Source organism: Candidatus Cloacimonas sp. (genome assembly GCA_035403355.1).
Taxonomy (GTDB): Bacteria; Cloacimonadota; Cloacimonadia; order Cloacimonadales; family Cloacimonadaceae; genus Cloacimonas.
This window is the reverse complement of sequence record DAONFA010000002.1, coordinates 116,521-131,178: the sequence shown is the minus strand read 5'-3', so window position 1 is coordinate 131,178 and position 14,658 is coordinate 116,521. Positions and strand designations below refer to the sequence as shown.

The 14,658-nt window shown below is 36.8% G+C and carries 13 protein-coding genes; 3 read left to right on the top strand and 10 right to left on the bottom strand.

What is annotated here, in order from left to right:
• From PLE33_01140 to PLE33_01125, 4 genes are all read right to left on the bottom strand, one after another.
• Complete coding sequence (locus PLE33_01140; GenBank protein ID HPS59853.1) at positions 1–582, bottom strand: DivIVA domain-containing protein; 582 nt, start codon at positions 580–582, stop codon at positions 1–3.
• A 13-nt stretch (positions 583–595) separates the two neighbouring features.
• Entirely contained in the window at positions 596–868 is a 273-nt protein-coding gene (locus PLE33_01135; protein HPS59852.1) for a YggT family protein, read from the bottom strand.
• Positions 865–1,428, bottom strand: a complete 564-nt coding sequence (locus PLE33_01130) for a thymidine kinase (protein HPS59851.1) — start codon at positions 1,426–1,428, stop codon at positions 865–867. The genes PLE33_01135 and PLE33_01130 overlap by 4 nt, the downstream gene beginning before the upstream one ends.
• A gap of 560 nt (positions 1,429–1,988) precedes the next feature.
• On the bottom strand, positions 1,989–2,270 hold the full coding sequence (locus tag PLE33_01125; GenBank protein HPS59850.1) for a TRL domain-containing protein: 282 nt from the start codon (positions 2,268–2,270) through the stop codon (positions 1,989–1,991).
• A 482-nt stretch (positions 2,271–2,752) separates the two neighbouring features.
• Here PLE33_01125 and PLE33_01120 point away from each other — a divergent pair, with 482 nt between their 5' ends.
• Together PLE33_01120 and PLE33_01115 are read left to right on the top strand one after the other, a co-directional pair.
• On the top strand, positions 2,753–4,165 hold the full coding sequence (locus PLE33_01120; GenBank protein ID HPS59849.1) for a DNA methyltransferase: 1,413 nt from the start codon (positions 2,753–2,755) through the stop codon (positions 4,163–4,165).
• Positions 4,158–4,661, top strand: a complete 504-nt coding sequence (locus PLE33_01115; protein HPS59848.1) for a hypothetical protein — start codon at positions 4,158–4,160, stop codon at positions 4,659–4,661. Before PLE33_01120 ends, PLE33_01115 begins: the two co-directional genes overlap by 8 nt.
• Before the next feature lie 31 nt (positions 4,662–4,692).
• Here PLE33_01115 and PLE33_01110 read toward each other — a convergent pair whose 3' ends face one another.
• The 3 genes from PLE33_01110 to buk all read right to left on the bottom strand — a co-directional run bounded on the left by PLE33_01110 (position 4,693) and on the right by buk (position 8,358).
• The gene (locus tag PLE33_01110) at positions 4,693–5,430 is read right to left on the bottom strand and encodes an RNA methyltransferase (protein ID HPS59847.1); all 738 of its coding nucleotides are present in this window, start codon (positions 5,428–5,430) and stop codon (positions 4,693–4,695) included.
• A gap of 175 nt (positions 5,431–5,605) precedes the next feature.
• Positions 5,606–7,282 carry a clostripain-related cysteine peptidase gene (locus PLE33_01105; protein HPS59846.1) on the bottom strand — a complete coding sequence of 559 codons (1,677 nt, stop codon included), beginning with the start codon at positions 7,280–7,282 and terminating at the stop codon, positions 5,606–5,608.
• Positions 7,279–8,358: a butyrate kinase gene (gene buk / locus PLE33_01100; GenBank protein HPS59845.1), complete on the bottom strand. Its 1,080-nt coding sequence runs from the start codon at positions 8,356–8,358 to the stop codon at positions 7,279–7,281. The genes PLE33_01105 and buk overlap by 4 nt, the downstream gene beginning before the upstream one ends.
• A 799-nt stretch (positions 8,359–9,157) precedes the next feature.
• Between buk and PLE33_01095 the strand changes: the two genes are divergently transcribed.
• Complete coding sequence (locus PLE33_01095; protein HPS59844.1) at positions 9,158–9,505, top strand: DUF1292 domain-containing protein; 348 nt, start codon at positions 9,158–9,160, stop codon at positions 9,503–9,505.
• A gap of 618 nt (positions 9,506–10,123) precedes the next feature.
• Here the strand turns inward: PLE33_01095 and PLE33_01090 are convergent.
• The 3 genes from PLE33_01090 to PLE33_01080 are packed head-to-tail and all read right to left on the bottom strand — an operon-like array spanning position 10,124 to position 14,647.
• Positions 10,124–12,838: a hypothetical protein gene (locus PLE33_01090; protein HPS59843.1), complete on the bottom strand. Its 2,715-nt coding sequence runs from the start codon at positions 12,836–12,838 to the stop codon at positions 10,124–10,126.
• Complete coding sequence (locus tag PLE33_01085) at positions 12,838–14,040, bottom strand: tetratricopeptide repeat protein (GenBank protein ID HPS59842.1); 1,203 nt, start codon at positions 14,038–14,040, stop codon at positions 12,838–12,840. Before PLE33_01085 ends, PLE33_01090 begins: the two co-directional genes overlap by 1 nt.
• 4 nt (positions 14,041–14,044) lie before the next feature.
• A complete protein-coding gene (locus PLE33_01080; protein ID HPS59841.1) occupies positions 14,045–14,647 on the bottom strand; it encodes a hypothetical protein in 603 nt (200 codons plus the stop codon).
• Positions 14,648–14,658: the final 11 nt, after the last annotated feature.

Here is a 14,658-nt window from a genome sequence, read left to right as displayed (position 1 = left end):
TTAGCCCTTTGTATTTCGGGTTTCTGTATTATCCGCGGGAGGAATGATTTCTTCTTTTATCTGATGGAATTCGCTATCCAACCTTAATTCGCTGTCTTTGCTTAAAAGCGGGTCTTTATTAATCCTATCCTGAAAACTTTGCAGTTCCACCTTAAACTGGATCAGGAACTGGCGTTTTTGTTCCTTAAGCTGCAAATATTGGTGTTCCAAAACACTTAAGTATTGCTTCGCTTCCTGGATAGCTCTTTTTGCTTTCAGGTCTGCCTCTTTAATAATGTTTTCAGCTTCTTTGCGAGCGTTGGCAATTATATCTGCCTTCGTTTTTTCAGCAAAAACAAGAGTGCGGCTGATAAGTTCTTCCCGCCTTTTTAATTCTTCTACTGCATTTCCGGCTTGCATTGCTTCTTGTTTCACTTCGGTCTGTTTTTGTTCCTGACGGGCTATTTCCTTTTCCAGCTGTTTCTGAAATGCCTCAACCTCGGAAGCAACCTGGTCTAAAAAAGCACGCACTTCTTTTTTGCTGTAACCGAACATTACAGTTGAAAACTCCTGATGTTTTATGTCCAAAGGGAAAAGTGCCATTAATTCCTCCACCTTATATTAACGAAATTAAAAGACGAGATAATAAATCAAGTAGAAAAAAAGCTATAATCGGGGAAAAATCCAACCCCATCATTGGGGGTAAAATACGACGCAAAGGACCTAACACCGGTTCAGTGATAGTTAGTAAAAAATGATATAACCTGTTATAAGGATTCCGAATTACCCAGGAAGCCAAGACCCTTGCAATAATCAGAATATTGTAAATCTGAATTAGCCGCACAGCAAAGAATAATATGGAACCCGTGAAACTGGTAGGATATATCAATCTAAAACCTCATGGCAATTTCTGCATCTTGCTTCATAAGCTTCCGTAGAGCCGACTAAAATTTGTTCATCTTTATGCACCGTGCGTTGAGTTCTATTGGCAGGATTACCGCAGACCATACAAATCGCCAAATTCTTGGTAACATATTCCGCAATCGCCATCAGCTGAGGCATACTGCCAAAGGGCTCACCTTTATAATCCTGATCCAAACCCGCTATGATAACTCGGTAACCCTGGTCTGCCAAATCATTACTGATACCCACTATGGAGGAATCAAAAAACTGCGCTTCGTCTATAGCAATAATTTTCACTTCCCCATCCAGATAACTGTATATTTCTCCGGGAGTAGTAATAGGAATGGAAGGTGCCTGCATTTGGGAATGAGATACAATATTATTAGCATCGTAACGATTATCTATCACCGGTTTAAAAACTAAAACCTTTTGTTTGGCATATTCCGCACGCCTAATTCTCCGAATCAATTCTTCTGTTTTACCACTGAACATACTTCCACAAATAACTTCTATCCAGCCCGTTTTTTGATTTACAATATTCAGCATTAGTTATCCTCCCTGGGGAAAAATATTTCTATTACCAAATCCTGCATCTCCCTTTTTTTGTCAATTCTTCATTTACCTCATCCCTTTCGTAACTTCCATCATAGCTGAGGAAAACTATTATAGAAAGAGGATAATTTATTTAGAGACCCCGATAAATATGTAATTATATTTCCTGAACTTACCTGAATACTTGCCTGCTCAGGAATTATAAAACGCTTTACTTTATATAAGGAATAATCTTACCCAGGCAGTAAAAGACGGATTTCCTGCTCTTCTATAGTTTCCCTATCTCTGAAACTATTAAGAAAATACGCGTAAACCCCTCTTCCAACAAAAAATATCTTTTTGCCGGCGTAGCTTATATATCAAAGTCCCGTTGTCTTATTTGAATATCGCTAAGCTTTTCTTACTTTTAAACATCCTTCAGGCAACTACAAAGTTACCGTTCCTAATTCATTTCCTACAGCTCAATGTTCTGTTCCCTTTCCTGAAATTATCATCCTAACTGAAAACAGAAACAAAATAAAAGAGACCTGTTCTCTGGAAACAACACTACAGTATCAATTTCCTGTTACAATGGTGTCATACTTTGTCAGAAAGAGAAGCCAGGTAGCGTTATAATCCACGGTAGAAATATTGGTTATACCACCATTTTCCGCTGCTTTGGCTATAGCCCCATTTTTATTCGCAACAGGAAGAAAACCCAAAATACTTACTTGGGTATAAACACCTTGCTTTTCCCCTGTTGGGTTTGAAGTAGCGCAAACAGGTAAATTCATTGTGCAGGAACTGATGATTGCCAGTAACAGCACTACTGCGAGAAGTTTTGGAAGTTGTTTCATTTTTGTTTCTCCTTATATTAAGACACCTGTCCGGGTCTTATATTTATAATGTAGTTGATAGAAATGTGAACCTTGCGCCATTTTTGAAACACCAAGCCAGGTTTCATAGTAATAGATGACGCTTCTCTTCAATGGTATTTTTATTTTGCAGAACAGCTCTGAAGAATATCCTTCGGGTAAACATAGTATCCTTTCAGCAAGGAAATTTTCCATAATCACACTCCTTTTATAACACAATTACACTTGGAAATATAATTATAAATTTGTCAAGGGCAAATTATTTTTTTTCACCGATATTATCACCGATAAAGGTTCCAGATTCCTTCTTAATCATACATTTTTAAGCTACATCAAGGTAGTAAATTTAATCCTTGGTTGTGTATAGCCAATGGAAACTTGGCAGTAATACATCCAAATAAAAAAGAATTCGTTTTTCTTGACAGATTTCTTTGATAAATTAGAAATGTATTTAGGAGTTAAGAATGGTAGCATATAAAGCGATAGACCTTGATAGCTTAAAAGAAAATGTCCAAAAAAAAATAAAGTATTATAGCAATAAACATAACTATTCTCAGCTAACCGCTATTGAAACATCTTCTATAGAACCAATTCAAAATGAATTTGGAGAATGCATTATAAAAGTAGCTGGCAATATACCTGTTTCTTTACCTGTAAATACAAGTGACAGTTTTCTTTTCATCAGTTCTGATCAATCCAAGTATCTGCATGGTATCCACAAATATCCTGCTAAGTTCTTTCCGGAATTACCTCGTTGGTTAATTCAAAAGTATTCAATAGCAGGAGAAACAGTTCTTGATCCTTTTGCTGGAAGTGGGACAACTAATCTGGAAGCAATATTACAGGGTAGAAACACTTATGCTGTAGATGTTGAAGATTTCTGCCGATTATTGATCAAGGTAAAGACCACACCTATCCATCCCCGAATAATATATCAGACGAATAAAAACATCTTAAATATGCTGGAAAATTACTCTCCAAATTTCGTCAAGAAAGATGAAATACCTGTTTTCCCCTATAGAGATACATGGTTTGAGGATTATATTATCTATGAATTAGCATACATAAAGCAGACAATCTACGATTTAACCTTTGATAAGGATTTATTAGATTTTTACCTTATCTGTTTTTCTTCTATCATCAGGACTGTTTCTAATGCAGACGACGGTTGCACCAGAACAGTAGTAAGAAAAAAACTACAAAAGAATATCTATCCTTCCTTGGCAATTTCCAAATTTATTGAGACCTTGCTAATTAACTCCTACAAAATGGAAGAATTTTATAACATCAGTTCTTCCTGTTCCCAATGTATTATCCTTCCTGATTCGGAAGCAAGGTCAATTCAATTAAGTAATAATTCTATTGACTTGGCAATCACTTCACCTCCTTATGTAAATGCAGTGGATTATCCCCGAACGCATCAATTGGAATTATACTGGCTGGATTTGGAAAAAGGTTCTTTAACCCCCTTAAAAAGAAAACATATAGGAACGGAAACAGTAACTGTTTCAGATTATTCTGAAATGCACCTCACTGGCATAAATCAAATAGATCAAATCCTTATGGATATCTATAAACTGGATAAAAAACGCAGCTTTATTGCTTATAAATACTTAGTAGATATGAAAGATAATCTGAGCGAAGTATTTCGTTTGCTAAAACCAGGAAAGAGATATGTTATTGCTGTTGGTAATAATAGAATCAGAGGATATTTATTTGAGACATGGAAATATATTTGCCTACTTGCTGAACAAGTAGGTTTTGATATTGAAATATGGTTTATTTCAGAAATAATAAAGCATTTTATCAAAGTCCCGAGGGAAGAAAGAATCAATCGGGACTACATAATTGTTTTGAGGAAACGAGAAAATGCCTGAGATAAAAGAAGAAAAAGGAAAACAGGCAGCGGTTGAGGGCTTTGCAAATGAGCATATCGTCGTCGGTTTACTAATGAAGAAATTCCAGAATGTATCGTTGGTTGATTTGCCTCTATCACCTTATGATATTATTATTGTTCTTCCTGATGATGGTAAAGAAAAGATAATAAGAGCTCAAGTTAAAACTTCTTCTAAGCAAATATCATTTACCGGCGGTAGTAGAGGTGGTGTAGATAGAGAGTATAAATCATCGGCAAAAACTTATATCCAATCCTCTAAAACGGCTGATGTGGTCATTGGTGTAAAAGCTCTGAATAATAATACTTTTGATTTGTATTTCGTTCCTACTGTCCTCATAGAGATTTTAGATCAGAAAAGTATTTCCCTTAAAAAAATACCCTTTCTGAAAAATAATTATGACATCCTGGAAAAATGCCAGGATAGTGATTATGTTTTAGAGTTTGTTACTAAAAAAGGATTACTGAAAAACAAATAGATTATAATTTCTATTCAGTAGTTACATCAAATTAGTTCTGACTAAGGATGTAAGCTAAAACGGCAGCAGAGGCAGATACATTCAGGGATTCCATTTTCCCCGGCATAGGAATAGAGATTATTTTTTTGGCTATCTGCAAAACTTCCTCAGACAGACCCTTAGTTTCATTGCCCAAAGCAACAATGAATGGTTCTGCAGGAGGAGTGAAATTAGCCAAAGGAATTTTCCCTTGCATATCTAAAGCAAAGACAGATGCTTTCAGCTTCTGCAGATTTTCCGCCTTACAAAAGATAAATGGAACTTGATAAACAGCTCCCAAAGAGGTACGAATCACTTTAGGAGAGCTTACTTCACAGCTATCAGGAGATAGGATTAAACAATCAATATTAAAAGCAGCGGCAATTCTGAAAATTGTTCCCAAATTTCCGGGATCGCTAATATCATCCAGATAAAATGCCTTCTGAAAAGCTGTTTTCCGGGGTTTGGGCAGGGAGAAAAGGCCTGCTATTTTTTGCGGCTGTTCAGAATCACAAAGTCGTTTCATTCCCTGCTCCGAAACTGTATAAATAATTTCTGTGGAGACAGTTGGCTCACCTTCAACGAGGTATAATTCCCGGGGTTTAATTCCCCAAGTAAAAAGCTGTGCCAATGTTCTTTTACCTTCAACGATTACCAGTTCTTCCTGCAAGCGATATTTCTTTTGTTTCAGTTTGGCAAGATAGCGCAGGCGTTCATTACTCAGCTGAGGGTAGGCAATTTTTTTTATCATCAATTATCCTTAATCTCAAGTTCTCATATTTTTTAAGCAGATAGGAAGTTATCCACAAGGGTGGTGGATAAGTCCCTTTTTATATCTATCTGCAAATTATGGAGGTTATATTTTGTAGAAGGTTTTCCACAAAACTTATCCACAGGTTATCCACAATATTCTCAAGCGCATAATTTTAGTATAAGATAGTAAATTTACGGGTAAATTTCATATCACCCAAATGCAACCTTAAAAAATACACTCCGGCAGGCAGAGAGCCAAATTTCGGTTCGGAGTTAAGCAAGAAATTTCCTTCTCCGGCAAGCACTTTTCCCAAACATTTACTTAGCACTTTCTGTCCTTTCAAGTTATAAATTTCCAATTGAATGTTCCCTTGCAGACCTTCATTTGCCCACCATCTTAAGACAGCCGCAGAATTAGGGGAAACAGGATTGGGGTTAATCATAACGGACATTTGCGGTTCCTGATAATCATAATTTCCGATTAAGGGTTCGCTTTTGTTTCCGCTTTGATCAATAGCTTTTATTTGATAAGTTCCGGGCTGGTCTATTTGCAGCATAATTAAAATTACAGCATCTTCTGGAGAGGTGTGTAAATATTGATAATGCTGTCCTTCGTCTATAGTTATTTCATAGTATAGGGAATCGGGATCGGGGTTTGCCTGCAGGAAAATTTGCAAGGTCTTATAAATAAGGTTTTGGGACAGTAGTTTTGGTTTTTCGGGAGGAAAAGTATCGTCTCCCAGAGCTGCATTTACAAAACCGAGCCAACGGGAGTGAGCAAATTCCAGCTTCAGATATTGTTTCCAGCCGTTTTCAAAATTGAATCTGCTATCGGGAAACCAAATTGCAGCGGTGCCAATATTGCCAATTTCTTCAGGATTGGTAAAAGCACTGCTAATAACCATTGAATTCCACAGGGAGAGTAAATTTTGAGCACCGCTATCGTAAACCGTTTTTGCCTTTTCCAAAAAATCTCTGATATCAATATCTGCAAGTCCTGTATTCATAGAATAGCAGGAATTGCGCACCGGAAAATATTTGGGAGCCATATTTCTTTGATTAACGGCAAAGTTTTTAATTTGTTGGACAAATTGAGGCACTAATTCCGTTTTAATTACAGAGCAGGTAACAGCCCAATAGTTCCATCCTTCGTTAATCCCTTCTCCCGGCAGATAGGAAGAAACATATAGTTCCGGAATCTCGGCTAAAAGCTGAGTAAAGTCACCTCCAAAAAGAGGGATTATGTCCTCATAAGGAAAACCGTTTTGGGGAACGGAATCTTCCGAGCCGATAACATAATCGGCATAAGAATAGACCTCACTAATTACTTCAATGCTTTGCATACTGCAAGCATCAAAAAGCAAAATATCCAAACGAGGAATACCGGTAAAAGCTAAAACCAGTTCTCCCCCGGCAACGCTTATCAGGTCTTGAGCATTATCATCAGGACAAATCCATTTGCCCGTGTTGGCTTTAAACCAACTATCTCCATGAGACCAGATAATAAGCATTTTGCGCTGAGTAGGATAGCGGTTGTAACCCCATTTTATGAAACTGTTCAAAGTATTGGGATCGCCACTGTTAATATTACCCAAATTGGCTAAAATCGGTGAAGTTATCTGTTCCGAATTATCCTGCTGAATTTTATAGCGTTTCGCTCCTTCAGGAAAATCAGCTTGAACAATTAAGTTCAAATTCGCAGGTTGGGCAACGCTTTCCATTGTATTAATATCTAATTTGCCCATTTCCGCCAAATTATTATCAGCAGCCATATAAACAAGGACAGTCCAATTTTCCGCATTAAGATAAATGCCGATTGTAAGCAGAAGGGTAATCAGGAAATATTTCAATAGGGATATTCCTTGGCTTCTTCAGTTCCGTTTAAAATTCTTATCCCTCCTTGGCAGAGTGCTTCCATTTCTTTTTCTCCGGGATACAGGTAGATCGGAGCAATAAACTTAGTATGTTCTGTAATGAAATTCACAATATAATCATTATATACTAAACCGCCACTAAGATATATGCCTTCTACTTTTCCGGCAAGCACTGCAGCACAGGAACCTATTTCACGCGAAATTCTGTAGCACATAGCATCTAAAACAAGTTTTGCTTTAGGGTCACCTGCCTCCACTCTTTTGCCAACTTCAATTCCGCTATCGGTTCCTAAATAAGCCATAAGTCCTGCACCTTTGGAAAGATAGGTTGTAAGTTCTTTTTTCGTATATTTTCCTGAATAGCACATATCAATTAAATCACCAATGGGAAGTGAGCCGGCTCTTTGAGGAGAAAAAGGTCCTGTCCCTAAAAGAGCGTTATTTACATCTACTACTCTGCCGTTTTTTATTGCAGCAACGGAAATTCCACCTCCCAAGTGCACTCCGATAAAATTAGCCCTGTTTAAAGGAATAGATAATTTTTCCGCCAGTAGCCGGCAAATATAACGAATATTCAAAGCATGAAACAAACTTTTATGTTCAATTTCCGGAATACCTGCCAAGCGAGCTATATCTTCCAATTCGTCAGTTGCTACAGGATCAACTATAAAATAGGGTATGCCAAGCGGCTCGGCAATAGCTTTGGCAATGAAGGCACCTAAATTTGAAGCATGGCTTCTTCCCCAAATTGTTATGTCCTTCAAATCTCGTAACATTGCTGCATTTACTTTCCAGGTTCCGCCACTTACGGCACGAACTAATCCGCCTCTACCAACAATAGCATTCAAGGTTTGAGGATGGACATTATTTTCTTCCATCGCTTCCATTACTAATGCCTTCCGAAAATCGGTCTGATTGAAAAGATCACCGAATTGATTTAATTCTTCGGGATCGTGCCGCAAGGTTTTTTCAAAAACGGAAGTGCTGTCGTCATAAACAGCAATTTTAGTTGATGTTGAACCGGGATTAACAGCGAGCACACGATATGTCATTTTTCCTCCAGGATGTTAAAATTATTTTATTTTTCTCAAAAAATACAGGGCTTAAAACCGTCAATCAAATTTCTTGCTACTTTACCTTATAATTCATTTCACTTATGGGCAAAACATAGCTGCTGGAAGTGTAAGAAACAAGAAATTCCTTTTTAAAGAAGAAATTGAGAGAGCAATAGAAACTTTACCCGAAAGTTCCGTAGTTCGTGGGAATATATTAAATCCAAATAATGCAATAGTAACCCAACGCTATAAGAAAAGTTTTGCCTATTTTTTCTCCTTCACTTGTATGTTTTTTCCCAAATTTTTTGGTTGCATTGTCCACTGTTCCATAACCTCGGAGCCCGAAATTTTCTCCATAATCCTCCGATATGACTCCCGTATCGTTCTCGTATCGCGATATGGGAACGATACGGGAATTTCATCCGCCGCATATCGCAAAAAAACAGGAACTGATTAACAAATATTTGGTAGCAGAAAAAGAATAAAGTCACCAGAGAGTATTTTTTTTCGCTTTCTGGTGTTGTTGGTTTATACCGTATGAATAAAGGGTGATTGATAGTTGAGTTGGATGGGTGCTTGCTTTAACTTCGTTAAGAAATCGTTAAGGAAGGTTTAAAGAAGCATAAAAGATTCTACCTGGTAATGATATTGCATAGACATTTCAGGTCTGCTGCTTTCACAGAAGGCAACTTCAAGGGGGATACTTTTTGCCTTTACTACCCGTGAAAACAAAGATTTACCTTGCCAGAATTCAGCCCGCAAAAACTGTGACTACATTATAAACAAGGAGTTTCAAATGTCCGAAAAAGAAATCAATACCCCTATTCCCGAAGAAGAGCATATTTGTGATGATGAATGCGAATGCGAATGCGATGATAATGTTATAACCCTGGAAACCCAGGATGGAACCAAAAAAAATTTCGTCCTCCTCGGTAAAGTGGAAAATGAAGGTAAACTTTATCTTGCTTTAGTAGAAGAAGGCGATAACCTATATGAAATATTGCAACTTACGAATAATGACGAGGAAATTCTTTTAACCGAAATTGAAGATGAAGAAGAATTCACCAAAATAGCCAATATGTTTGAAGCCCAATTTGCCCAGGAAATGGAAGAAATGGCGATGAGTGACCATCCCGAATTATAAGTAAAGGGTATATTCTCTACTTTCCTGCCGGAATTTTATTGTTGCCGTCAGAAAAAGCAGAGAACTTTTTTTAAAATGCCTAAGGGATAGCTTTAGTATGCTATTCCTTTTTTTTGCTGCTGTTTTCTTAGCTAATTACGGATAATTTCTTCTTCCTCCACTCTTCGTTCAGTATTTGAAAATAATGTGTTCTGACTATGCAAGAGGCAAAATATATTTGTTATGGTGATTTCTACCTGCGGAGGAAAGCCCAAGAAATTTGTTTTAAGAAATGATTTAATCTGCATTGTAGCAATTCCCGATCTTTATTTTTCCCCGTGCTATTGGTGCCCAAAGTGCCCCCTTAGTAGATACTATAAACCCTCACCCAAATTATGCAAATTCCGTTATATTTTATGATAGCTTGATAGTATGTTTGTTGTGGGTTGATGAAGACATCAACTCTCAGGTATTTCTTCATCATGTTAAAATCCGTCGTTAATATCTGTCGTCCCGCTGGAACTTAAATTAGAAATCCTCTTAATCCTATAATCCTTAAATCCTTGTTCCTAAAATCTAATCCTTAAATCCTTGTTTCAAAAATTATATCTGCGTAATTTGAGAGAAGCATTACTATCCTCAAAAACTGGTGATATAAAATATCCCCGGATTGGGAACAGTACAGATAAAGCAGTTACCTACTACTATATATTCATTTGCATAATTTTCGCTGAAACTATCCACTCTGTTTAGTTCTGATTCATTTCCCAGTTGATTGCGGTAAAAAAGATGTGCCGAATTTATGAGAGTAACATCAGAAATAGGGAGATATAAATACGGCTCTTGGGTAGCTCCGATAATATTATAAAAATCAGGATTAATTGTCACTCCAGTAGAATTTGAAATATTAACCTGGTAAGCAGACAAGAGGTTAGAAACTCCAGAAACATTATTCAATTTGCTCATATTGAGAACTGAACCAACAGGTACACCCTTATTAATAAAAAATTTAGGTAGCACAAACTGCGCTTGATAGAGAGAAACAACTTTATCTTGGGTAGAGTTATCAACAGATAAGTTTACGCTATTATGAGGATTGTTATCTACAAATGAAGCATAAGAACCGCTATTAGCTAACGCGATGCCATTAAAGCCATTATCTATATAAAAATGCCAAGGATCAAGGGTCTCGCTTTCTGTATAAGGATACAACCGATAATAGGGTTCTCGTTTTTCGTATAAAAGCAGATTCTGTCCTTTAGTGATGCGCGGGAAAAATAACACTGGCTGGAATAGAGAAAAATTATCTTCGGAATCTGAATTAATTGTGTAATCAGCAGAAGTATAACTGAGGTTATATTGGTTAGCAAGAATGCTATAAGGATCTGCCAGTGCATTAGTTTTATATATGCTAAAGATTGTGTTTGCTGCTTGAGGGGCATTGCCATAAGTATAAAAAATGAGATCATTCCAGAAAAAGTTCATCGTGGAATAAGTTCTCAGTTGTAACGGATTGGTATAGTTTATGTTGCAATTTATAATTATCCCTGGAAATTCGGGATAGATATTCAACCAGCCATTTTGGATAGAGCAATTTGCTGTTCCCTGGATATAATTTTTTAAGCGCGGATAGGGAAAAGTGGACAATAGAAGATAGTTTTCCTGTGGACTTAAAACGGGCATTGCAAGATAAAAACCCGCAGGCAAAGAGCTTTGCCTCTCATTATTTACATAGAAACAAAAATCAGCCAATGCATTCGCAGAACTAATATAAAACGGTTCTCCTTTCAGCCAAGGATGATTAGGAATAGTAGGTTTGCTATTTAGAATAAGATAATCGTAGTCAATTTTACGCGTATCCCACCAACTAATTATGGTGTTTTCAGTTTGCAAGTATTGCTTTTTTTTGTAATAAGGAACTTTTAGCTGCTTTGGAGCTGTTTGTAAAAAGCCATAAAGATATGTTGCAGAAGATGTTATGCCAGAATAAATATAAGAATTAACTTGGCTATAATGATTGGCATCATAGCTTGGTCCTGAGCTTTTATAGGTGATTATATCTTGAAGCTTATCTCGGTAAACGCTAAATAAGAAATTACGGGAATTTTCAGGTAAATTAGTGAAAAAGCCAAATTCTATCCAGTTATTTTCGGGAAGGGCGGTTATAAGTTCAGAACCCTTATAAAAATTGATAACAAATGCCTGCACAGTTGAACTGAAAGAATAGGGATTATTTTGGAAGTAATCGGTTACTATTGAAGAAATATCAGGAGCGATATTTACTTTCATTTGGGTTTCCGGTAAAGAAATTGAATGTAAATCAAACCAGATTTGTTGTAAAAAAACGCTATTTACGCTTCCATCCAAGGGGACAGTTACTTCATTTTGATTTTCCAGAGGAGTAAGCAGAAAATATTTACCACTGCCTTTTAAGAAACTGTATAAACCATTGGAATCTATCCACCAATTTGAATTTCCTGAAGCAGGATCGTTTTCAGACCAGCTATAAACAGAATTTTCGGATAGATATATCCACTGTCTGCCAAAAAAACCTTTACCTGCATTTAGTATCCTTAAGAAAGCAAGACCGTTGGCTAATTGATTTTCCGTGTGTAAATCTACAACAGGATAAGAAATAGCAGCATTGGGATAGTAGGCAGTTAATTTATAGTATTCAGGTAAGTTATCCTTCAAACTAATAGTTATATTTCCAGCCATTGATGTGTATGCAGCAGGAAAATTAACAGCTACCTGAGCTTTAGTTTTATTAATTAAAACAGCATAGAAATTATCTCTACCGTTATGTTGCACGGTAGGGTTTTCTTCTTCAGGAATAGAAAATAGAGCATATTCTCCGGTAGCAGACACAGGAAAATGAGCTCTTTTTTTACTATAATAGGTAGGATTAATGGAACTGGCTTGCAGATAATAATTGAAACTAATTAGATAAAAAGGGTCTGAACTTGGTTTTACTTCAGTGTATATTTCTGCCATATTGATAGAAGCAATGAGGTTAATTATAGTTCCGGAGCGTAAAACACTAAATTGATAGGTATTACTTTGTTCTTCAGAATTATTTTGAAAACCTAAGGAATCACGCAGAGAAAATGTTTCCACTTTGCGAAAAACAATTTCGTCACCCAAGTGAATCAATTCTTCAGCTATAGACTCTTTATGCAGCAACAAATAGGAATCGTCATTTTCGGCTTTAATTAGATAATCGGAAAAGATCTTGATAGTGTTTCCCGTTTGATAATCCGCTGCAGAAATTTCGGGAGGTAAAAGTAAATTTTCCCGTAGGTTACAGGAAGAAAGCAAAACAATTAACCACAAGCCAAAAAGGATACGACGCATTAATAAATACCTGCAAGCGAAAAATAGATAATGTTTTCGCTATCCCACTTTTGATGATAGCCATATAAATAGAAATGCTGGAAAAGTTCCTTGCCTAAGGAAATACCATAATAGGAACCGTTTTGATTGAAGGTATCAATAATCACTCCGGAATTATCTATCATCCAAGTATCATTTCCAAAACCACAATATAAACCCAGCTTAAAATTGCGGGGCAAAAATTTGGTGAGAGAAAACTGTTGAGCAAAATGAACACTATCTGTGGAAGATGGTTCATTATCCATAAACACGCTGTGCAAAGCATAGGCAAAAGTAAAATCACGCCAGTAAACTTGGGGTTGGAAACTAATCTGCTGGACATTAAAACGCGGGTAATGACTGAGAGAAACAAAAAGCTCCGGGTTCAGAGCAATTTTTCCTGGATACAATTTTGGACATAATTCTGCTCCTAATTGCCAGGCAGGATAGACGCGTTCATCTTTTCCGGAAAGATAGCTACCATTTATTCCTGCTTCCAAAGGAGTAAATTGGTAAGTAAAATCTGCTCTAAAGAGGTCTCGGAAATAGGCATTATCCAATTGTAAATATTCATAGTCAAGCTTTAACTTAGCAGATTTATATTGTGCAGATTGCATTAAACCATAGGCAGTTTTGTTTTTCCCCGGAACTTTATAATAAACAGTGCTATTAAAAGAAGGTTTAAAAGCAGGTAAAGGTCTGTGGCTAATGAAAGCTGCCCGTGAAAAATATGTCTGTGCTTCAGGAAAGTTATCCAAAGCAAGATAAGCATAAGCTAAACCTTCACACGAAACTTCATTTGCCAATGGGTTAGCAGGCATATTTTCCAATGCCTGTTTATAATAAAACCTGGCTTCGGGAAAACGGTTTTGCATAGAAAGAGCATAGGCATAATAATTATAAAGTTTCTCTGGCTCTGGCAGTTTAATTTTGGCTTCAGAAAATGTCTTTAGGGTTTTGCGAAATTTGCCTTGTGCATTAATAGCCCAAAGTAAACCTTCCCAAGCACTACTTTCTTGTGGATATAAAATGGCTGCTTGTTGATATTGTTTTTCGGCTATTTCATAGTTTCCGGTAAGCATATTATTATAAGCCGTAGTAATAAGATTAAACTGCAAAGGGATAATATCATCTGAAAATAGCAGACCAGGGATGAGGAGAAGAATCAGCCAAAGATAACGCATTCCGCTATTTAAAAATATTAGAATATTCCTTTGCCATTGCAGAATCGGGTGCATACTTTTTCAATATCTGATAATGTTTACGCGCATTTTCTATATCCTTAGCAAGGTATAGATTATTAACCAGATAGCCCCTGGATTCCATATCCCAGGGAAAAATATCAATAATGCGTTGATAATAATTAGCAGTGGCTTGATAGTCCTGAAGCATATAGGTGGCATAAGCAGCTTTGCCAAGCACTAACATATTTTGCGGATATTTTTTTAAAATTTGTTCTGCTTGGATATGAGCATCGTTCCATAATCCCAAAGCTAATTGACAGTTCAGAATACCAGTTTGGGCATCCAGAGAAGGAAAGATATTATAAGATTTCTGATAATTTTTCAGTGAATCATTATAGCGACCAAGTAGATATTGCAACCAGGCAATGCGTAAATTGTAAAAGCTGTCATTGGGGTCGGTAGTATTCAGGTCTTCCATAATTTGAAGAGCACGAGCGTAATTTCTGGCGGTCTCGGCATTGTAAGAATCGGTTATAGATGCTTTACCCTGACCCAGAAGAAATCCTGCCACCAAGAGGAGGAGACAGGACAGAATACATTGTTTCATAATATAACTCC